Source organism: Acidovorax sp. 35-64-16, assembly GCF_002281195.1.
In the GTDB taxonomy this organism is placed as follows: Bacteria; Pseudomonadota; Gammaproteobacteria; order Burkholderiales; family Burkholderiaceae_C; genus Acidovorax; species Acidovorax defluvii.
On record NZ_NCFM01000007.1, the window covers coordinates 105,588 to 127,193 of the forward strand.

Genomic DNA, 21,606 nt, shown 5'->3' on the forward strand with positions numbered 1-21,606 from the left:
GCTTGTCAGGGATGAATTTTATTAATATCACCGCCTAGCGCTTATGTGGTAAGCGTGTTATGCTATTAATAACATAGCAAAATCAGGGTAAACGCTAGGCAAACTTTGCACTCCCTGCGCGCGATCCACCACCGGGTTTTTGCGCTGGAGCAAACCGCGCCAGCCCCGGTGTGGCATTTCAGCGATAGCTGCGTGCGTCTTCAATGACGCGGCCGTCGTTGGGCAGGGAGCCTGGGGCCACCATTTGCACTTCGCTGCGCAGCTTGGTCACTTCGCGGGTGACCTCGGCCAGCTGTTGCGCCAGGCCCTCGGCGGTTTCGTGCGTCTCGACCTGCAGCACCATCTCGTCGTTGGCCATTTCGCCGCTGACCACCAGCCTGGCCCGCAGCACCTGTGGAAACCGGCGGGCAATGTCGGCAACCTGGCCCGGGTGCACGAACATGCCGCGCACCTTGGTGGTCTGGTCGGCACGCCCCATCCAGCCCTTGATGCGCGTGTTGGTGCGGCCGGTGGGGCACATGCAGGGCATCACGGCAGACAGGTCGCCGGTGCCAAAACGGATCAGCGGGTAGTCGGGGTTCAGGGTGGTCACCACGACTTCCCCCACCTCGCCCTCCGGCACCGGGTCTCCCGTACCGGGGCGCACGATCTCGACGATCACCCCTTCGTCCAGCACCAGGCCTTCGCGTGCCGTGGTCTCATAGGCAATCAGCCCCAGATCGGCCGTGGCGTAGCACTGGTAGCCGGCGATGCCGCGTTCGGCGAACCAGTCGCGCAGGCTGGGTGGAAACGCCTCGCCAGAGACCAGGGCCTTTTTCACGCTCGGCAGGGGCACGCCCAGTTCAGCAGCTTTCTCGATAATGATTTTGAGGAAGCTGGGCGTGCCGATGTAGCCCGCAGGCTGCAGTTCGGCCATGGCCAGCACCTGCTGCTCGGTCTGGCCCGTGCCGCCGGGGAAGACCGTGCAGCCCAGCGCATGCGCGCCGGTTTCCATCATGGAGCCTGCGGGCACGAAGTGGTAGCTGAAGCTGTTGTGTATCAACTCGCCGGGTCGAAAGCCTGCGGCGTGGATGGCCCGCGCCATGCGCCAGTAATCGGGCCGCGTGCCCTCGGGCTCGTAGATGGTTCCAGGGCTGGCAAACACGCGCGTCATGCCCGGCCCAAAGCCCAGCGCGCTGAAGCCGCCAAACACGTTGGTGGCGCGGCCAGCCTGCTGGCGCTCCAGCAGCTCGTGCTTGCGTGTGACCGGCAGCGCAGCCAGCGCCTCGCGGCTGGTGACGGACCCGGCATCCACCCCCGCCAGAATGCTGGCAAATGCGGGTGATGCCTTCTGGGCATGGGCGATTTGCTGCGGCAGCGCCGCCATCAGCGCCGCTTCACGCTCTGCTGGGCTGCGCGTTTCCAAGGCGTCATAGAACGTGCTCATGCCTGGGTTCCTTTGGGTAGGTTTGAGTCAAAAATGCCTCTGGCGCTTATCTATAAAGCGCAAGCAGCTATCAAATTAAGAGCGAAAACGTTTTGAACTGAGATCAACAAAGGGCGCTGCCTTGAATCCCGGCGCGGCGATCGCCAGCGCACCCGTGGAACTGGCTTTGCCAGGCCACCGGGTGCGTCCCCCTGAGGGGGAAGGCGCGCAGTGCCACAGGGGGCTCCTCAAGCCAACCAGCGCTTGCGGCGCTTGTAGCTCTTGACGTCCTTGAAGCTCTTGCGCTCACCACCGCCCACGCCCAGGTAGAACTCCTTCACGTCTTCGTTGCTGGCGAGGTCGGAGGATGGACCGTCCATCACAATGCGGCCCGATTCCATGATGTAGCCGTAGTCGGAGTACTTCAGGGCCATGTTGGTGTTCTGCTCGGCCAGCAGGAAGGTCACTTTTTCCTTGGTGTTCAGGTCCTTGACGATGTTGAACACCTCTTCCACGATCTGGGGCGCCAGGCCCATGGACGGCTCGTCGAGCAGCACCATGCTGGGGTTGGTCATCAGGGCGCGGCCAATGGCACACATCTGCTGCTCGCCCCCTGAGGTGTAGGCCGCCTGCGAGGTGCGGCGCGTCTTGAGGCGCGGAAAATAGTTGTAGACCTTTTCCAGGTTGGCAGCGATCTCGGCCTTGCTCGACCGCGTGTAGGAGCCGGTGAGCAGGTTTTCCTCGATGGTGAGGTGGGCAAAGCAGTGACGCCCTTCCATCACCTGCACCACGCCGCGTTTGACCAGGTCGGCCGGCGAGAGGTTCTCGATGCGCTCGCCGCGCAGATCGATATTGCCCTTGGTGACCTCGCCCCGTTCACCCTTGAGCAGGTTGGAGACGGCGCGCAACGTGGTGGTCTTGCCGGCGCCATTGCCGCCCAGGATGGCGACGATGCTGCCCTCGGGCACCTGCAGTGAGACACCCTTGAGCACGAGGATCACGTGGTTGTAGATGACCTCGATGCCGTTGACGTTCAGAACGATGTTTTTGGAGTCCATTGTGTTGCCTTCGCTTTGCCAATTGAAAGGGTTGGCGGCAATGCCAGCCCTTTCAATTGGCGGCTGTAAACACAGCCGGTAATAACTGGCGCGGCCCAGGCCAGGAACGCCGCGCAAGGGCCGCCCCGCAGCGCTGGCGTTGTCCCCCTTCCGCAGCGCGTAGCGCTGCAAGAGAAGGGGGAAGGCGCGCAGCGCCTCAGGGGGATGTCCTTAGCTCTGGCAGTCCGCCGCATCGCGGCGCGTCATCTTCTTGTCGGCCAGATACTTCTCAGAGCCAGCCTTGACCATGGGCTTGAGGATCTGCTCGTCCGCCTGGTACCAGTCGGCGCCAACGTCCCACTTCTTGCCGTCCCAGGTTTGCACGCGAGCCCACGACGAACCCATGTGGTCGGCGCAGCTGGTAGACAGAGGGCGCATGACGTTGTTGAAGCCCAGGGAGTCGATTTTCTTCTGGTCGAGGGCGAGGTTTTCCATGCCCCAGCGCACCTGCTCGCCGGTCATGACCTTGCCTTTGCCGAAGCGTTCCTGCGCGCGGCGCACGGCTTCGATGCTCAGCATCTGGATGATCACGCCACGGGTGTACAGCACCGAGCCCACTTCGTCCTTGGGACCCGTGCCCTGACCCTTGTCGTGCACGTTCTTGAGGATGTCCTGGATCACCTTGGGCTGCTGTCCCGAGCCATTGAGCGCCAGTGCGTGGTAACCCTTGGCACCTTCGCCCACGTCGCGCACATCGGGTTCGGCACCGGCCCACCACACGCCATACATCTTCTCGCGTGGGTAACCCGTAGCCTGGGCTTCCTTCAGGGCGGTGGAGTTCATCACACCCCAGCCCCACAGCAGCACGTAGTCGGGGCGGCTCTGGCGCACCTGCAGCCAGGTGGCCTTCTGTTCGACGCCAGGGGCAGTCACAGGCAGCATCTGCAGCTCGAAGCCGTGCATCTTGGCGCGTTCCTGCATCAGCGGGATGGGCTCTTTGCCGAACGGACTGTCGTGGTACACGAGGGTGACTTTCTTGCCCTTGAGCTTGTCCATGCCGCCCAGGCCCTTGCCAATGTGCTGCAGCAAAATGTCGGCGCCCGTCCAATAGCTGCCCATCAGCGGGAAGTTCCACTTGAATGCCATGCCGTCCTGCGAAACCGACAGGCCATAGCCCAGCGTCATCAGCGGGATCTTGTCGGCAGGGGCTTTTTCGGTCAGGGCGAAGGTGATACCGGTCGATTGCGGATCGAACATGGCGACGCCCGGGCGGCTCTTGAGGCGCTCGTAGCATTCCACACCACGGTCGGTCGCATAGCCGGTTTCGCACTCTTCAAAGGCGATCTTCACTCCGTTGATGCCGCCATCGCGGGCGTTGATCATCTTGATGTAGTCCTGCTTGCCGTTGGCCCAGGGCGTGCCGTTGGGCGCGTAGGGGCCGGTGCGGTAGGACAGGAGCGGGAAGAACTGCTCCTTGGCCTGTGCGAAAGCGCTGGTGCTCAGCGACGATGCACAGGCGGCCACGGCGGCTGCGGCAATCACAAGTTTCGAAAGCTTCATGGATGTCTCCTTTGAATGAAAGTATTGAAGCGCGGGGGAAATGCGAAATGGGTAGTGGACGCGCCCATCAGGGCTGCCGGTATCCGGAATTGCGTGTAAGTGGTTTCCTGCAGTGGCGGGTATCAGTGTGGGAACGGCCACAGGCGCATCTTCTGCTTGCCGATGGACCACAGCTTTGCCAGTCCATGGGGTTCGACAATCAGGAACCAGACGATCAGGGCGCCAAAAATCATCAATTCGGCGTGCGACACCGCCGCCGTGGAAATGTCAAATCCAAACGTTGAGGCCAGTGCCGGGAGAAACTGGTTCAGGAAAATGGGCAGTACCACGATGAAGGCAGCGCCAAAGAACGCGCCCATGATGGAACCCATGCCGCCGATGATCACCATGAACAGCAGGCGGAACGAGATTTCGACAGAAAACGCTGCCGGCTCCCACGAGCTCAGGTGCACGAAGGCCCACAGTGCACCGGCCATGCCGACAATGAAGGAGCTGACCGCGAACGCGCTGAGCTTGGCATACATGGGGCGGATGCCGATCACCGCAGCAGCCACGTCCATGTCGCGAATGGCCATCCATTCACGGCCGATGGCGCCGCGCACCAGGTTCTTTGCCAGCATGGCCACCACCACCAGCAGCGCCAGGCAGAAGATGTACTTGCTCATGGCGCTGTCGATGGGTATGCCAAAGACCTGCAGGTTGTTCACCGACACCGAGCCCGAATCGGAATTGTTGGTGAACCACTTGATGCGCAGGAACATCCAGTCGCTGAAGAACTGCGCGGCCAGCGTGGCCACCGCGAGGTATAGGCCCTTGACGCGCAGGCTGGGCAGGCCGAACAGGATGCCGAAGAACGTGGCGCACAGTCCGCCCAGGATCAGCGCGGGGATGAGTGGCATGCCCGGAAAGCGCACGAAGAAGTTGAAGGCGCCGTAAGCACCCACTGCCATGAAGGCACCCGAGCCCAGCGAAATCTGCCCGCAGTAGCCCACAAGGATGTTCACGCCCAGGGCCGCCATCGACATGATGACCAGCGGAATCAGGATGGCGCGGTAAAAATAATCGGTGGCCAGCATGGGCACCACCAGGAAGGCCACCGCCAGCAGCAGGGCAATGGCGATGCGGTCCTGGGCGATCGGAAAGACCTGCTGGTCAGCCCGGTAGCTGGTCTTGAACTGGCCGTTTTCGCGGTAGAACATTATTTACTCCTAAACTTTCAACCAAGGGCGATGATCTTTTGGCTGCGGGCACTGCGTGCCCTTCGCCGAAAAATCATTCTTCGCTGCGCGAAGCGCCCTTCGGGCGAATCGTGTGTTTCACACACGATCGATAATTTTTTCGCCAAACAGACCCTGGGGCCGGAACAGCAGAAACACCAGGGCCAGCACATAGGCAAACCAGATTTCGATGCCACCGCCCACGAAGGGGCCCAGGTACACCTCGGAGAGCTTCTCGCCCACACCGATGATCAGGCCGCCGATGATGGCGCCGGGCACCGAGGTCAGGCCGCCCAAAATCACCACCGGCAGGGCGCGCAGCGCCACGGTGGTCAGCGAGAACTGCACACCCAGCTTGGAGCCCCAGATCATCCCGGCCACCAGGGCCACGACACCCGCCACACACCAGACGATGACCCAGATGCGGTTGAGCGGAATGCCGATGGATTGCGCCGCCTGGTGGTCGTCGGCCACGGCGCGCAGGGCGCGGCCGGTCTTGGTCTTCTGGAAGAAGATGCTCAATATCACCACCAGCGCGGCCGCAATGCCGGCGGCGATCACGTCTTCCTTGTTCACCAGCACACCGCCCTCGAACATCGATTCGAGCAGGAACACGGGCTCCTTGGGCATGCCGACGTCGATCTTGTAGATGTCGCTGCCAAAAAACGTCTGGCCCAAGCCTTCAAGAAAGTAGGTGATGCCCAGCGTCGCCATGAGCAGCGTGGCGCCTTCCTGGTTGACCAGGTGGCGCAGCACCAGGCGCTCAATGAGCCAGGCCACTGCAAACATGCAGATGCCCGCGATCACGAAGGCCAGCAGGTTGGCAACGATCATGTTGTCGATGCCGGTCCATTGGGGAATCCACTCGGCAAACCGGGCCATGGCCAGCGCTGCGAACAGCACCATCGCTCCTTGCGCGAAGTTGAAAACGCCCGAGGCCTTGTAGATCAGCACGAAGCCGAGGGCCACCAGGGAATAGAGCATGCCGGCCATGAGGCCGCCAATCAGTGTTTCAAGAAAGAATGCCATTTGTTTGTTCCGTTCAAAGTCGGTCGGCGCCGGGCCGCCCCAAGGCGATCGAGGCCCTTTTGAGGGGCAGCGCATTGCTCGAAGTGATAAGCGTCGGGGTCATAGACTTTTAGTGGCTGGTGCCAAGATAGGCGCGGATCACGTCTTCGTTGTCGCGGACTTCCTGTGGCGCGCCGTCGCCAATCTTCTTGCCGTAGTCCAGAACCACCACGCGGTCGGAGATGTCCATCACCACGCCCATGTCGTGCTCGATCAGGACGATGGTGGTGCCGAACTCGTCGTTCACGTCCAGGATGAAGCGGCACATGTCCTGCTTTTCTTCCACGTTCATGCCGGCCATGGGCTCATCAAGTAGCAGCACCTGCGGCTCCATGGCCAGGGCCCTGCCCAGGTCCACGCGCTTTTGCAGGCCGTAGGGCAATTGGCCCACGGGGGTCTTGCGGAAGGCCTGGATTTCGAGGAAGTCGATGATGTGCTCGACCTTCTCGCGGTGCGCGATTTCCTCGCGCTCTGCCGGGCCCCAGCGCAGCGCCTGCAGGAACAGGTTGCTCTTGATCTTGAGGTTGCGCCCCGACATGATGTTGTCGATCACGCTCATGCCCTTGAACAGCGCCAGGTTCTGAAAGGTGCGAGCCACACCCATCTCGGCCACCTGGCGGCTGTTCATGTGGTCGAACGTTTTGCCACGGAAGGTGATGGAGCCCTCCGAGGGCGTGTAGACGCCGTTGATGCAGTTGAGCATGGAGCTCTTGCCGGCCCCGTTGGGGCCGATGATGGAGCGGATTTCATGCTCCTTCACGTTGAACGAGATGTCGGTCAGGGCCTTCACGCCGCCAAAGCGCAGGCTGATGTTCTTGACGTCCAGGATGACGTCGCCAATCTTTTTCTGGGTCATGGGGTGCTTTCCGGTGTCTCAGGCACTGACCTTGGCAGGCGCATGGATCTTGGCGTCGATGATCTGCAGCGTGGCGCTGACGCTGCCGGTGCGGCCATCCTCGAACTTGACCTGGGTTTCGATGAATTGTTCGGTGCGCCCGCCGTAGAGCGCATCCACCAGCACGCCGTACTTCTGAGCGATGAAGCCGCGGCGCACCTTGCGGGTGCGGGTCAGTTCGTCGTCGTCGGGGTCGAGTTCCTTGTGCAGCACCAGAAAACGTGCCACCTGCGTGTCCGACATGCCAGGCTCGCCTGCCAGGTCGGCATTGACCTGGCCGATGCACTCGGCAATGAGCTGCAGCACCTGCGACTTGGAGGCCAGGTCCACATAGCCGCCGTAAGGCAGGCCCTGGCGCTCGGCCCAGTTGCCCACGGCCTCGTAGTCGATGTTGATGAAGGCACAGACCTGGTCTTTGCCATGGCCAAAGCACACGGCTTCCTTGATCTGCGGGAAGAACTTGAGCTTGTTCTCGATGTAGTTGGGCGCGAACATGGCGCCGCCAATGAGCTTGCCCACGTCCTTGGCGCGGTCGATGATGCGCAGGTGGCCGTCCTGGTCAAGCACGCCGGCGTCGCCCGTGTGGAAGTAGCCATGGGCATCGATGACCTCGGCTGTGGCGTCGGGGCGCTTGTAGTACTCCTTGAGCACCGACACGCCCTTGACCAGCACTTCGCCGTTGTCAGCAATCTTCAGTTCAATGCCGGGCGCGGCCTGGCCCACGGTGTTGAGCTTGACCTGGCCGTTCTTCTGGATGCACACATAGGCGCAGGTTTCGGTCTGGCCGTAGAGCTGCTTGAGGTTGATGCCGATGGAGCGGAAGAAACGGAACAGGTCGGGGCCGATGGCCGCGCCGGCGGTGTAGGCCACGCGGATGCGCGACAGGCCCATGACGTTGCGCAGCGGGCCGTAGATGGCGATGTCGCCCAGGGTGTACATCAGGCGGTCCATGAAACCCACGCTCTTGCCGTCGAGGATGTCCGAGCCCACGCGCCGGGCCAGGTCCATGGCTTTGGAGTACATCCAGCGCTTGAAGGGGGCTGCGTCTTCCATGCGGATGGAGACGGAGGTGAGCATGCCTTCAAACACGCGCGGCGGCGCGAAGTAATAGGTGGGGCCAATTTCGCGCAGGTCGATCGATATGGTGGCGGCCGACTCGGGGCAATTGATGGTGAAGCCCGCCACCAGCCACTGGGCCAGCGAGAACAGGTGGTCACCCACCCAGGCCGGCGGCAGGTAGGAGATCACGTTGTCTTTGGGATTGAGTCCGTCCACCTCGACGCCGCCCTGCGCGGAGCCGATGAAGCTTGCGTGCGTCTGGCACACGCCCTTGGGCTTGCCGGTGGTGCCCGAGGTGTAGAGGATGACAGACACGTCGTTGGGGCTGTTTTGTGCAACCTGGGCATCCCAGACACCTGCGTGGGTGCGGTCCCATTCGGCGCCCAGCTCCTTGAGTTTTTCGGTGCTGATCAGGCCGGGCTGGTCGTAGTTGCGCAGGCCGCGAGGATCGTCGTAAATGATGTGTGCCATGCCGGGCACGGTTTCGCGCACTTCCAGCAGTTTGTCGACCTGTTCCTGGTTCTCGGCGAACAGGAACTGGACTTCGGCGTCCTCCATCACAAAGGCCATTTCAGAGGCCACGGCGTCCTGGTAAAGCGGAATGGGTACGCCGCCAATGCTCTGCACGGCCACCATGCTCATATAGAGGTGGGGGCGGTTGTCGCCTACCAGCGCCAGGTTCTGGCCGCGCTGGAAGCCCAGGGCGAGCAGACCGCAGCCCAGATGGCGCACGGTCTGGGCTGCATCCTTCCAGGTCCATGTTTGCCAGATGCCGTATTCTTTTTCGCGCAGTGCCGGGGCCGTGGGGCGCTCGGCAGCATGCTTGAGCAGCAGTTGCGGGAACGTGGTCTTCATTCCGGTTCCTAATATTAATGAGGTGTCAGCCCGGTGACTGCCGGGTGCGCGGCCTTGTGGCAGTGCTTTGGACTCCATGCTAGGACTGACTTTGACGTTGTCATGTCTTTCGGACGACAATTTACGGGAAAGTCCTCATGGGGTTGAACCCTCGTTGCCACGGGCTATCGGATAAAGCGCCCATCCCGTCCCACCAGCGTCAGTTCCACAAAGCGCGATGCATTGCGGTCGGGTGTGGTGGCGTTGATCTCGAAGCCACCCAGATCCCACTTTTTGAGGTTCCAGGTGGCGTCGATAAAGGCGGCGCGCGTTGGATTGCGCCCGGCGCGCTGCAGCGCCTCGGCAAACACACGGGCGTTGATGTAGCCCTCCAGCGCCAGGTGCGAAGGCTCTGCCGTGGCGCCTGATGCTTTCCATGCCGCCTGGAAGTCACGCACCACCGGTGTGACCACGTTCGACGGCAGAGGCACCACCTGAGAAATTGCCATGCCCGTCGCATCCGCTCCCAGCGCTTTCACGGTGGCAGGGGTTCCCATGACAGACAGTGCATACAGCGTTACACCGCGCCGGAGGGCTCGAAACGCTTTCACAAACTCCAGTGTGGGCTTGCCCGCCAGGCCAATCACGACGGCTTCGGGGTTGGCCTCTGCGAGCTTGGCCGCCGCAGCGCCTGCGTCCGAGGCGTTGTTTTCAACCGTCACAGCGGCGGCTTCCGGCAGTTTGAGTCGGCTCATGGATTGCCGGGCCGAGTCGAATACCTCCTTGCCGAACGAGTTGTTCTGGTAAACGATGCCAATGCGCTGGATGCCGATCGTGGACAGGTGCTGCACCAGTTTTTCGGCCTCGTCGGCATAGCTTGCCCGGATGTTGAAAACATTGCGGGCGGTCTTGGTGCGGCTCAGCTGGGCCCCTGTGAACGGCGCAAAGAAAGGGATGCCGCTCTCGATCACCTTGGGTAGCATCGCGTCGATCATGGGGGTGCCCATGCAGTTGAACAGGGCAAAGTAGCTGCTGTCGGCCAGAAATCGGTCGACGTTGGCCAGTGCCTTGGGCACTTCGTAGGCATCGTCGAGTGTGGCGAGTTCGATGGCGCGGCCTTGCACTCCGCCCTTGGCGTTGATGGCGGCAAAGGCGGCCTTGGCGCCCTGGTGCATGGCCGAGCCCAGGTCGGCCAGCGGGCCGCTGAGCGCGGTGGACTGGGCGATCTTGATCGAACCCTCCTGTGCCCGCACGCTGCCTGCCCCCAGCCAGGGCAGCGTCGCGGCCATCGCCAGCAGCTTGCGGCGGGCCAGATGGGTAACGGGGCGGCCTGTGGCCTGCGAAGTGCTCGAACGGATGGGATGTTTCACCGGCTGGTCCTTGGAAATCAGGGAGCGATGCTCCCAACGGGGGCCATCATCCGGCGAGGATTGGCATTTTTTTGTCTTTATGACGACAATTCGGCTCGTGGTATTCCCCTAAAACCCGAGTCTCCATCGCCCCGAAGAATCGCGCATGACCCACGATCTGTCCCTGCACCAGCGCCGTCGCCCGCCCACCGAGGCCGAGCTGGGCGGCATTCCCTGGCTGATGCCGTTGCAGCCCGCCGAACGTGAACGCGCCGTGGCCTCCTTGCTGGTGGGCGACGCGAAAGCGGGGGACTATGTCTGCCGTCTCGGGCGGCCGGTGACTTACTGGTTTGGCGTGGTGGAGGGCCTGCTCAAGATGAGCAGCGACAACGCCCAGGGCCAGACCATGACTTTCACTGGCGTGCCTCCCGGCGGCTGGTTTGGCGAGGGCACCGCGCTCAAGCGCGAGCCCTACCGCTACAACATCCAGGCCCTGCGCAAAAGTGTGGTGGCGGGACTGCCGATCGACACCTTTCACTGGCTGCTCGACCACTCCATCGGCTTCAACCGCTTTGTGATGAACCAGCTCAATGAACGCCTGGGGCAGTTCATTGCGGCGCGCGAGATCGACCGGCTGAACAACCCCGATGTGCGGGTGGCACGCAGCCTGGCCTCGTTGTTCAACCCCGTGCTTTACCCCAATGTGGGCGAGGTGCTGCGCATCACGCAGCAGGAGCTGGCTTACCTGGTGGGGCTGTCGCGCCAGCGCGTCAATGAGGCCCTGGCTGCGCTCGAACAGCAAGGGGCCATCCGCATTGAATACGGTGGGCTGCGGGTGCTGGAGCTTTCTGCGTTGCGGTCCAGCATCTTTCAGTGCAGAGACGTTTGACAGGGCCCTGGCCTGCTGTGCGGACGCTTTTTGCGTCATGGCACTGTTACAAATAGGGCGGCTCTGTTGGGGGCCGGACGCACACGCATGGCGGGGTCTGTCGCATTTATTTATAGGCTAAATATGGCTGTAACCCTTATGTGTTAAGCGCTAAGTGCTATAAAAAATGATATTTGTTTTGAAATTGCATGTTGCGCTACGCCGCCACGGTGGTAGGTGGCGTAGGGTATAAACCAGTTACATGTGTGGGAGTTTTTGATGCCTCTGTTTTGTCGCAAGCAGCGCTTGCTGGTGGGGTTTGCCGCCCTGTGGATGTTGGCGGGATGCGCAGGCTTGGCCCAGCCGCAGGCTGGCACGGGCCCGGAAATGGTTTATGCCATCTCCGGCTCTCACGAGCTGCTCCGGTTGGAGGCAGCGCAGCCGAGCCGGGTGATAGAGCGCAAGCCGCTCACCGGCCTGGCCCCGGGCGATGCGCTGATCGGCATCGATTTTCGGGTGGCGCGTGGCGTGCTCTATGCACTGTCCAGGTCCGGGCAGCTTTACCGGGTGGATCGTGCCAACGGCGTGCTGAGCCCGGTGGGTGCGGTGACTGTGGCACTGCCTTTGGACGGCGCGGTGATCGGTTTCGATTTCAACCCCACGGTGGACCGCATTCGCGTGGTAACGCCCTCCGGCCACAACCTGCGCCTGCACCCGGACACCGGTGCCATGGTGGACGGCGATGCCACCCGCGACGGGGTGCAGCCCGATGGGGCGTTGCGCTACGTGGTGGGCGATGTCAACTTTGGCAGCGCGCCCGACATTGCGGGGGCCGCCTACACCTACAACACCCGCGATGAAACGATCACCACCAACTACGCCATTGATCGCGCACGGGGCGCCCTGGTCATGCAGGGCTCGCTCGAGGGCGCGGTGCCCGTCGTCTCGCCCAACACCGGCCAGCTGCGCACCGTCGGCGCGCTGGGCCTGGGGGCGTTGACCGATGTGGCCTTTGACATTTCTGACGTTGCCAACACGGCCCTGATCGCGGTGCGCACGGCTTCCGAGCCACGCACTCGCCTGCACCGCGTAGACCTGTCCACGGGCCGTGCCACCGATCTCGGCCAGGTGGGTGACGGCAGCGCGCTGATTGGCGTGGCGATCGAACCATGACCATGCTTGCGGTGTGGCTGGAGCGAAGCATTGGCTTGGTGCGCGCCTGGATGCCGCCTGCGCTCGGCACGGCCTGCGGCATGGCATGTGTGCTGTGCCTGACATGGGGCCAGGCCGGGACGGCGCATGCCGCCACCGTGCAGATCGAGGTGCTGGACGCGGCCGGCAAACCCGTGGGCGATGCCGTGGTGTTTCTGGAGTCGGCACAAGCGCGGCGCCAGGTGCGCCCCCTGGCGGCGCTGGAGATGGCGCAGCAAAAAAAGCAGTTTGTGCCCGAAGTGCTGGTGGTACCGGTGGGCTCCGAGGTGCGCTTCCCCAACCACGACACGGTGCGCCACCATGTGTATTCGTTCTCACCGGCCAAGAAGTTCGAACTCAAGCTCTACACCGGCACACCGGCCAACCCCGTGCTGTTCGATCGACCCGGCGTGGTGGTGCTGGGCTGCAACATCCATGACCAGATGGTCGGCTGGATTCTGGTGGTGGACACCCCCTATTACGCCCAGTCCCTTGCGGCCACGGGCAAGGCACAGATCCACGACGTACCGGCTGGCAGTTACCGCCTGCGCACTTGGCACACCCGCTTGCCCGTGGGTGCGCCCGCACTGGAGCAGGCGCTGATCGTGCCTGCCACCGGCACCGCTGAGGTGACTGTGCGCATGCAGGGGTTGCAGCCTTGAAGCTGTCTGTGCTGCGGCGCAGCCTTATCGTGCGGCTGGTGGGCATGTCGCTGCTGCTGCTGCTGATCGTGCAGGCCGCTGGTTTTGCCGTGGTGCGTGCCACCATCGACCGCAACGCCCGCAGCCAGATCGCGCGCGAACTCGACACCGACGAAACCGTCTGGCGGCGGCTGCTTGACCAGAACGCAGAGAAGCTGCGCCAGGGCTCGGCCTTGCTGGCGGCCGACTACGGGTTCCGCTCGGCAGTGAACTCGGATGACGAGGAAACCATCCAGTCGGTGCTGGAGAACCATGGCAGCCGGATCGGCGCCGAGGTGACGGCGCTGCTGGACTCCCGATTGAACCTGCGTTCGCTCAGCGCATCCGGCGGCGCACGCGATTTCCAGGCCGCTGTGCGGCAGGTCGCGCCGCTGCTGGCCAGCCAGCCGCAGGGCAGCCGCATGGCCGTGATCGGGGGTGTGCCCTACCAGTTTGTCATGGTGCCCATGCGCGCGCCGGTGGTGATCGGCTGGGTGTTGATGGGGTTTCCCGTCAGCCAGCCCCTGGCGGACGAAATGCGGCAGTTGCTGTCGGTGCATGTGGCGCTGCTGGTGAAAGGCGAGGATGGCGTGCTGTCCGTGCCGGTGAGCACCTTGCCCGCCGCCCCGCTGGCGCTGCTGCGCCGCCAGGGCATCCACACAGGCGAGCTCGACACCGATCAAGGGGTCTTGCTGGCACGCGCCAGCCCTCTGGACACGGTGGGGGGCGAAGTGCAGGCGCTGTTGCTGCGCTCGGTGGACGAGGTCGTTGCGCCCTATCGCCAGTTGCAGGTGTTGCTGGCCATCATCACGGTGGCCGGTGTGCTGCTGTTTGCCTTGGGCAATGGCGTGATGGCACAGCGTGTGACGACCCCTTTGCGCTCGCTGCTGGCCGCCACACGGCGATTGTCCCGCGGCGAGTACGACGTGCCGATGGAGCACACCGACCGCGCCGATGAAATCGGCAATCTGGCGCGCTCGTTTGACAAGATGCGGGTCGATATCGGCGCGCAGCAAAGCGAGATTCGGAGGCTGGCCTTTTTGGATCGCCTCACGGGGCTGCCCAACCGCGAGCGTTTTCGTGCAGCCGTGGTGGCCGCCACCTCCGCCAATGTGGGCGTGCCACAAGCGCTGGCTGTGCTGACCCTGGACCTCGACCGGTTCAAGCATGTGAACGATGTGCTCGGCTATGCCTTTGGCGACCGGCTGCTGCAGGCGGTGGCGGGCCGGCTGCGCGAGCAGGTGGGCGCACCGCAGGACATGGTGGCCCGCATGGGCGGCAACGAGTTTGCCGTGTTGCTGCAAGGGGCCGATGCTGCTGCAGCCCACGAGGTGGCGCGCCGCATCCACCGCTCGTTCGAAGAGCCGCTGGTCTTTGAAGACCAAAGTGTGGATCTGAGCGCCGGTATCGGCATTGCGTGCTGGCCGGACGACGCCGACGATGCCGACACCTTGCTCAGCCGTTCCGAGATTGCCATGTATGCGGCCAAGCGCCAGCTCAGCGGGGCGCTGCGATACGACCCCGGCTTTGATCTGGCGAGCGCGCAAACCCTGTCGTTGCTGTCCGAGCTGCGCCGGGCCGTGGAGCACAACGAACTGCGCCTGTACCTGCAGCCCAAGGTTGCGCTGCACGGCCAGCCGGGGCTGGCGGCCGAGGCCCTGGTGCGCTGGCAGCATCCGCAGCGCGGGCTGGTTCCTCCCGTCAACTTCATTCCGTTTGCCGAGCAGACGGGGTTCGTGCGCCAGCTCACGCTGTGGGTCTTTGAAGAGGTCGCCCGCTTGCTGGCTTCGCCCCAGGCGCGGCACCTGCCGCTGCGCGTGTCGGTCAACCTGTCCACACGGGATTTGCTGGACCCCGAGCTCAGCACCCGGCTGGCGGGCATCCTGGCCCGCCACGGCGTGCAGGCCAGCGCGTTTTGCCTGGAGATCACCGAAAGCGCCATCATGGACGACCCCCAGCGCGCCGAGGCCATGCTCAACCGCCTGTCGGAGCAGGGGTTCAAGCTGTCCATTGATGATTTCGGCACCGGGTACTCGTCGCTGGCCTACCTCAAGCGCCTGCCGGTGGACGAGCTCAAGATCGACAAATCCTTTGTCATGGGCATGGAGGCAGGCGAGGACGACGCCATGATCGTGCGCTCCACCATCGACCTGGCACACAACCTGGGCCTCACCGTGGTGGCCGAAGGCGTGGAAACCGCTGCCATTCTGGCGCGCCTGCGCACCCTGGCGTGCGATGAGGCGCAGGGTTACCACATCGCGCGGCCCCTGCCGGTTGACGACTTTCTGGCCTGGCAAGCCCGCCAGGGGGAAGCTTCACCGCTCTGATCGGTTTCTGGCAACGCTGGCTGATTTTCATTGGACCGTCTGGCTCCACAGGCGAAAATACCCGCCATGTCTTCTTCCCGTTCCCGTCCGCCAGCTGGCCCTGCCGCTGCTTCTGTCTCCCAGCCGAGTGATCCAGCCGCAGCTGCGCCCGCCGCCCGCCCGGTGTTGCGGCTTCCCGCCGTGGCGGCCAAGGCCAGCCCCCGGGCTTCCGCCGCGCCCGCGCGGGGCCCCGCACCGGCGCGGCCCGCAAGAGGCCCTGCGCCACCCAACTACCGCACGGCGTCCGCCGGGTTTGTGGCGCCGGTCCGCCAGGCGCCCGTGCGCTCGCCGCCTGCTGGCAAAGGCGCTGCAGGCGGTGCGGGCGGAGCAACCGGCATGGCCACATCGCGCTTGAACAAGCGCATGGCCGAGCTGGGCCTGTGCTCGCGGCGCGAGGCCGACGACTGGATTGCCCAGGGCTGGGTCAAGGTCAATGGCGAGGTGGCGGAAATGGGCGTGCAGGTGCTGCCCACCGACCGCATCGAAGTGGACAAGGTCGCGCAGGGTTTTCAGGAGCAGCGCGTCACCATCCTTTTGCACAAGCCCATGGGCTATGTAAGCGGCCAGGCAGAGGACGGCCACACGCCTGCCGTGGCGCTGATCAACCCGCGCACCCACTGGCGCGATGACCCCAGCCGCAACCGTTTCTCGCCGCCCCAGTTGCGCGGTCTGGCACCGGCCGGGCGGCTCGATATTGACTCGGTTGGCCTGCTGGTGCTCACGCAGGACGGACGCGTCGCGCGCCAGCTGATTGGCGAGGACTCCACCGTGGACAAGGAATACCTGGTGCGAGTGGTCTACCAGGCCCCGGGCCAGGCGCTGCCACGCCATCCGTCTGAGCGCTCCGCGCCGCTGCAGGAAATTGACGAGCGCGACCCTGTCAGCACCAATGTGCAGGCCGTGTTTCCACCCCAATTGCTGGAGCGCCTGCGCCACGGTCTGAGCCTTGACGGCGAGCCGCTCAAGCCCGCCAAGGTCGATTGGCAAAACCCCGAACAGTTGCGCTTTGTGCTCACGGAAGGCAAAAAACGCCAGATCCGCCGCATGTGCGAACTGGTGGGTCTGAAGGTGGTGGGGCTCAAGCGCATCCGCATAGGCCGCGTGACGCTAGGCAATTTGCCGGTCGGCCAGTGGCGCTACCTGTCACCCAACGAGCGGTTCTGAGCCGGCGCAGCCTGTCGTTGACACCCGCCGGGTGGCCGAAAGGGCGCGAGCCCGTGGTGGAAGGCGGCGGAGTGGCTGTCTTTTGCACGCTGGCGGCAACGCGGGTGCAGGTGGAGCCACTACCATCGTGCCTTTGATCGAACAATAAGGAGGGTTTGTGAGCGACGTGAAATACCGACTGGTCACCCGCAGCGACTTTGACGGCCTGGTTTGTGCCGTGCTGCTCCATGAACTCCAGCTCATTGACGAGATCGCCTTCGCCCACCCCAAGGATATGCAGGACGGCAAGGTGGCCATCACGGCCCGCGACATCACCGCCAACCTGCCCTTTGTGCCGGGTGCGCACCTGGTGTTTGACCACCACGAGTCCGAAACCGTCAGCAACGCCGGACGGCGCGATATCAACCACATCATCGATGCGAGCGCGCCATCGGCAGCGCGCGTGATCTTCAACCATTACGGCGGCAAGGCGGCCTTCCCCCGGGTTTCCGACGACATGATGGCTGCCGTGGACCAGGCGGATTCTGCCCAATACACCCGCGAGGACATCCTCAGCCCCCAGGGCTGGGTGCTGCTCAGCTACCTCATGGATTCGCGCACCGGCCTGGGCCGCTTCAAGGAGTTTCGCATCAGCAACTACGCGCTGATGATGGACCTCATCCAGTATTGCCGCGACTATACGATTGACGAAATCCTGGCGCTGCCCGATGTGCAGGAACGCGTGGCACTCTACAAAGAGCACGCCAGCAAGGCCAGAGAGCAGATACTGCATTGCGGTATCTGCATCGACAAGCTGCTGGTGCTGGACATGCGCGAGGAAGAAACCATCTGGGCGACCAACCGCTTCATGGTGTATGCGCTGTTCCCGCAGGCCACCGTGTCCGTGCAGGCGGTGTGGGGCTTGAAAAAGCAGAACACCGCGCTGGCAGCCGGAAAATCCATACTGAACCGCAGCAGCAATGCCCATCTGGGCAATCTGATGCTGGAGTTTGGCGGCAACGGGCATGCCGACGCAGGCGACTGCCAGGTGCCCAACGACAAGGCCGATCAGGTGCTGCAAGCCCTGGTGCAGCGCATCACGGTCGCTGGCTGAGCCTTTTTCGTCCGGCCAATACGGCTCTCCCGTGCGCGGAGAGCCTTTCACCCCAGGGCTTCGATCGGCCAGGGCCTTGAAACCCCGCAACCCGCCCATAACTGCCGCCTGCCGGTATTTGCAGGGGCGGGTTCAAGCCCTGCCACGCATATTTCATTGATTCCAACACGAGAAAAACCACCATGAGCAAACAAACCCTGTCGTTTCAGGCCGAAGTTGCCCAGCTGCTGCACCTGGTCACCCATTCGCTGTATTCCAACCAGGAAATCTTCCTGCGCGAACTGGTTTCCAATGCGTCGGACGCCTGCGACAAGCTGCGCTTCGAGGCGCTGAACAACAACGCCCTGTACGAAGACGCACCCAGCCTGGAAGTGCGCGTCACCTTCGACAAGGCCGCCAAGACGCTCACCATCACCGACAACGGCATCGGCATGAGCCAGCAGGAGGCCATCGACCACCTGGGGACCATTGCCAAGAGCGGCACCAAGGACTTCATGGGCAAGCTCTCGGGCGACCAGAAGCAGGATGCCCAGCTCATCGGCCAGTTTGGCGTGGGTTTTTACTCGGGCTTCATCGTGGCCGACAAGATCACCGTGGAATCGCGCCGCGCGGGCCTGCCGGCTGAGCAAGGCGTGCGCTGGACCAGTGGCGGCAGTGGCGATTTCGAGGTGGAAACCATCACCCGCCCCGCGCGCGGCACCAGCGTCATCCTGCACCTGCGCGACGATGCAGAGGAATACCTCAACGCCTGGAAGCTCAAGCAGGTCATCGCCAAATACTCCGACCACATCAGCCTGCCCATCCTGATGGAAAAGGAAGAGTGGAAAGACGGCGAGCTCATCAACCCCGGAGACGAAAACGGTGGCCGCCAGCCCGGCGGCATGGTCAAGACCGGCGAATGGGAAACGGTGAACAAGGCCAGCGCCCTGTGGACGCGCCCCAAGAAAGACATCACCGACGAGCAGTACCAGGAGTTCTACAAGGCCATCAGCCATGACCACGAGGCGCCGTTGACCTGGGCGCACAACCGCGTCGAGGGCAACACCGAATACACCCAGCTGCTGTACATCCCCGCCAAGGCGCCGTTTGACCTGTGGAACCGCGACAAGAAGGCGGGCATCAAGCTCTACGTCAAGCGCGTGTTCATCATGGACGACGCCGAGGCGCTGATGCCCAGCTACCTGCGCTTCGTCAAGGGCGTGATTGATTCGAGCGACCTGCCGCTCAACGTGAGCCGCGAGCTGCTGCAGGAAAGCCGCGACGTGCGCGCCATCCGCGAGGGCAGTACCAAACGCGTGCTCTCCATGCTGGAAGACTTGGCCAAGCACGACAAGCACGACACCACGGCAGGCGCCGATGGCGTGACCGATGTGGTAGACGCCGACGACAAGGCCAAGGAAGGCAAGTACACCGCGTTCTACGGCGAGTTCGGCGCCGTGCTGAAAGAAGGCCTGGGCGAAGACTTCGGTAACCGCGAGCGCCTGGCCAAGCTGCTGCGCTTCGCCAGCACCACCAGCGACGCCGTGACGGTGAGTTTTGCCGACTACAAGGCGCGCATGAAGGAAGGCCAGGAGGCCATTTACTACATCACCGCCGACACCCTGGCCGCCGCCAAGAACAGCCCGCAACTCGAAGTCTTCAAGAAAAAGGGCATCGAAGTGCTCTTGATGACCGACCGCGTGGACGAGTGGGCGCTGAACTACCTGCACGAATTCGACGGCACGCCGCTGCAAAGCGTAGCCAAGGGCGCCGTGGACCTGGGTACGCTGCAGGACGAAGCCGAGAAGAAAGCTGCCGAGGAAGCCGCAGAACAGTTCAAGCCCGTGCTTGCCAAGCTGAAAGAGGCCCTGAAAGACAAGGCCGAAGACGTGCGCGTGACCACCCGCCTGGTCGATTCACCCGCATGCCTGGTGGTGCAGGACGACGGCATGAGCACCCAGCTCGCCCGCATGCTCAAGCAGGCCGGCCAGCAGGCGCCCGAATCCAAACCCGTGCTGGAGGTGAACGCCGAGCACCCGCTGGTGAAAAAGCTGGACGGCAGCGTGCACTTCCACGACCTGGCCCACATCCTGTTTGACCAGGCCCTGCTGGCCGAAGGTGGCCTGCCCGAAGACCCGGCCGCTTACGTCAAGCGGGTGAATGCGCTGCTGGCGTAAGCAGCACTGCGCAAAGCCTGGCCATGCTGACCTTGTCCCACGCAATGCCCCGTGTCGCAACGGCCCTGGCGCTGGCCGCCTTGCTGGCTGGCTGCGGGGCGGTGGGTGGGGGCGTTGGCATTGGCATCCCCGTCGGCCCGGTGTCTGTGGGCGTGGGGGTGGGTAGTGGCGGGGTCAGCGCCGGCGTGAGTGCGGGCGCAGGGCCGGTGGGCGTGGGTGTCGGAGTCAACCAGCGCGGGCAGGTGGTGGGCGGTGCGGGCGTAGGCGCATCCACCGGCGTGGGTGGCGCCCGCGTTGGGGCCAGCGTGGGCACATCGACCGTGCTGCATGACCCGCAGCGGCCTGCAGCGGCCCCCGATATGCCTGCCGACGCACCCGCGCCAGCGCCCGATGTTGACCAGATCCAGTGGCGCGACTCCAGCGGCCGGATCGTCCCTGCCTGCCGGGTGCACGGGGGCTGTTGACACGCTGCAAGTACACCCAGGCACATCGTCCTGCGGGTGGAGAAAGAAGCCGTGGAGATCATCCACTCCTCATTCAGGTCTTTTGCCATGCGCTGGTGCAGGCTCTCGAGCCGTTGCTTTCCTTCAGCCATCATGGGTGAATGACCGGTCCGCAGCGGTTGCTGTCGGTCGCGGCCGTGACCTGAGTTCACGGTGCCTGGCACAAAGCTGTCATTGGCTCACCCAGCAGCGCGGCAGCATCGATGACCGGTATCGAGGGAGCTGCAGTCATGGTCTAGCACACGTCTCCCCATGAACGGGACGACCCTACGCCTACCTGCGCGATGTCATGGCACGCCTGCCCATGCAGCCCGCCACCCAGATCGGCGAGCTGCTGCCATACCGCTGGCAGTCAGCCTGACAGCGCATATTCAGATACACGACCGCGCCCCGCAGTCAAGATGGGATCGCCGCGCGATTACGGGCGTCCTACAACCCTTAACTTAAGTCGGCCTACAGGCGAACAGTTGCCCCTCGGTCCCATGCCCCACGGCTGCATGGAATCCAAGTTCCATACCTAGGCAATTTTCTGACTTACGCTATGCGCCAAACCCAGGAAGATCGAGATCAGTGGAGCTTGATGCCGCTCCTTTCTACAGATGAAGTGCACCTGTGTCGCCATGCTGGTGTCTGAAATAGTTAACTTAACAAGGCGAGGATCCGGCCTGTAGGCTGTTTCCGCCACGACGCCTAGGCCCAGCCCCTCCGCCACCGCCTCTCGAACGGACTCGCGGCTGCCCATCTCCAGAGCCACCTGCACCTCGACGCCTCGCTCCTTTAGTTCTTGTTCAAACACGCGTCTGGTCGTCGATCCTTCCTCTCGGATGACGAACCTCTGACCCTGCAGATCACGCAGTTTGAGAGTGGCCCGTTGCGCGAGTGGGTGTTGGGTGTTGCCGAATATCACCAATCGCTGGGTACGGTAAGCCGCGCCAAATAGATCTGGGTGAGCGACGTGATTGAGCACCATGCCCACGTCTCCCTGGTAGTCAAGAATCTTTTCAGTGATGGTTCGCGAGTCGCCTACGCCAACAGCCACGTTGACCTGGGGGAACTGTTTCATGAACAGCTTCAACACGGGCAGCACGTTGTGCGGCCCGATGGCATGGATGACCAGTCGCCCTACGTATTGATTTTTCGCAGCAGCGAGCAGTGCGTGCG

The 21,606-nt window shown here is 63.4% G+C and carries 17 protein-coding genes and 1 pseudogene; 9 read left to right on the forward strand and 9 right to left on the reverse strand.

The window, feature by feature from the left end; all coding sequences use genetic code 11:
- Positions 1-178: 178 nt before the first annotated feature.
- From B7Y64_RS07900 to B7Y64_RS07935, 8 genes are all read right to left on the reverse strand, one after another.
- A complete protein-coding gene (locus B7Y64_RS07900) occupies positions 179-1,426 on the reverse strand; it encodes an AMP-binding protein (RefSeq protein WP_291325879.1) in 1,248 nt (415 codons plus the stop codon).
- Between the two features lie 227 nt (positions 1,427-1,653).
- On the reverse strand, positions 1,654-2,463 hold the full coding sequence (locus B7Y64_RS07905) for an ABC transporter ATP-binding protein (protein WP_024813135.1): 810 nt from the start codon (positions 2,461-2,463) through the stop codon (positions 1,654-1,656).
- 210 nt (positions 2,464-2,673) lie between these two features.
- Positions 2,674-4,002 carry an ABC transporter substrate-binding protein gene (locus B7Y64_RS07910; RefSeq protein WP_291325877.1) on the reverse strand — a complete coding sequence of 443 codons (1,329 nt, stop codon included), beginning with the start codon at positions 4,000-4,002 and terminating at the stop codon, positions 2,674-2,676.
- Between the two features lie 122 nt (positions 4,003-4,124).
- Positions 4,125-5,201, reverse strand: a complete 1,077-nt coding sequence (locus B7Y64_RS07915; protein ID WP_024813133.1) for a branched-chain amino acid ABC transporter permease — start codon at positions 5,199-5,201, stop codon at positions 4,125-4,127.
- Positions 5,202-5,318: 117 nt separating this feature from the next.
- On the reverse strand, positions 5,319-6,248 hold the full coding sequence (locus tag B7Y64_RS07920) for a branched-chain amino acid ABC transporter permease (RefSeq protein WP_024813132.1): 930 nt from the start codon (positions 6,246-6,248) through the stop codon (positions 5,319-5,321).
- 109 nt (positions 6,249-6,357) lie between these two features.
- A complete protein-coding gene (locus tag B7Y64_RS07925) occupies positions 6,358-7,143 on the reverse strand; it encodes an ABC transporter ATP-binding protein (RefSeq protein WP_024813131.1) in 786 nt (261 codons plus the stop codon).
- Between the two features lie 18 nt (positions 7,144-7,161).
- Positions 7,162-9,096 carry an AMP-binding protein gene (locus B7Y64_RS07930; protein WP_291328635.1) on the reverse strand — a complete coding sequence of 645 codons (1,935 nt, stop codon included), beginning with the start codon at positions 9,094-9,096 and terminating at the stop codon, positions 7,162-7,164.
- A 164-nt stretch (positions 9,097-9,260) separates the two neighbouring features.
- Positions 9,261-10,364, reverse strand: a complete 1,104-nt coding sequence (locus B7Y64_RS07935; RefSeq protein ID WP_291325735.1) for an ABC transporter substrate-binding protein — start codon at positions 10,362-10,364, stop codon at positions 9,261-9,263.
- A 226-nt stretch (positions 10,365-10,590) separates the two neighbouring features.
- Between B7Y64_RS07935 and B7Y64_RS07940 the strand changes: the two genes are divergently transcribed.
- From B7Y64_RS07940 to B7Y64_RS07980, 9 genes and pseudogenes are all read left to right on the forward strand, one after another.
- Positions 10,591-11,313: a Crp/Fnr family transcriptional regulator gene (locus tag B7Y64_RS07940; protein ID WP_024813128.1), complete on the forward strand. Its 723-nt coding sequence runs from the start codon at positions 10,591-10,593 to the stop codon at positions 11,311-11,313.
- Between the two features lie 258 nt (positions 11,314-11,571).
- Positions 11,572-12,465, forward strand: a complete 894-nt coding sequence (locus B7Y64_RS07945) for a DUF4394 domain-containing protein (RefSeq protein ID WP_291325728.1) — start codon at positions 11,572-11,574, stop codon at positions 12,463-12,465.
- Positions 12,466-12,545: 80 nt separating this feature from the next.
- The gene (locus B7Y64_RS07950; RefSeq protein WP_291325737.1) at positions 12,546-13,145 is read left to right on the forward strand and encodes a methylamine utilization protein; all 600 of its coding nucleotides are present in this window, start codon (positions 12,546-12,548) and stop codon (positions 13,143-13,145) included.
- 44 nt (positions 13,146-13,189) lie between these two features.
- The gene (locus B7Y64_RS07955; protein ID WP_291325738.1) at positions 13,190-15,490 is read left to right on the forward strand and encodes an EAL domain-containing protein; all 2,301 of its coding nucleotides are present in this window, start codon (positions 13,190-13,192) and stop codon (positions 15,488-15,490) included.
- Between the two features lie 375 nt (positions 15,491-15,865).
- Positions 15,866-16,693 (forward strand): pseudouridine synthase, encoded by an 828-nt coding sequence (locus B7Y64_RS07960; RefSeq protein ID WP_291325739.1) that lies wholly within the window; start codon positions 15,866-15,868, stop codon positions 16,691-16,693.
- A gap of 157 nt (positions 16,694-16,850) precedes the next feature.
- On the forward strand, positions 16,851-17,786 hold the full coding sequence (locus B7Y64_RS07965) for an exopolyphosphatase (protein ID WP_291328637.1): 936 nt from the start codon (positions 16,851-16,853) through the stop codon (positions 17,784-17,786).
- 182 nt (positions 17,787-17,968) lie between these two features.
- On the forward strand, positions 17,969-19,942 hold the full coding sequence (htpG, locus tag B7Y64_RS07970) for a molecular chaperone HtpG (protein ID WP_291325731.1): 1,974 nt from the start codon (positions 17,969-17,971) through the stop codon (positions 19,940-19,942).
- Positions 19,943-19,986: 44 nt separating this feature from the next.
- On the forward strand, positions 19,987-20,406 hold the full coding sequence (locus B7Y64_RS07975; protein ID WP_291325740.1) for a hypothetical protein: 420 nt from the start codon (positions 19,987-19,989) through the stop codon (positions 20,404-20,406).
- Positions 20,407-20,710: 304 nt separating this feature from the next.
- Positions 20,711-20,806 (forward strand): annotated as a pseudogene (locus tag B7Y64_RS07980) (transposase domain-containing protein); the annotation flags it as partial.
- A 156-nt stretch (positions 20,807-20,962) separates the two neighbouring features.
- On the opposite strand, the gene B7Y64_RS07985 reads toward B7Y64_RS07980, so the two are convergent.
- On the reverse strand, positions 20,963-21,606 hold a 644-nt coding region (locus B7Y64_RS07985), incomplete at its 5' end, for a LysR substrate-binding domain-containing protein (protein ID WP_291325733.1).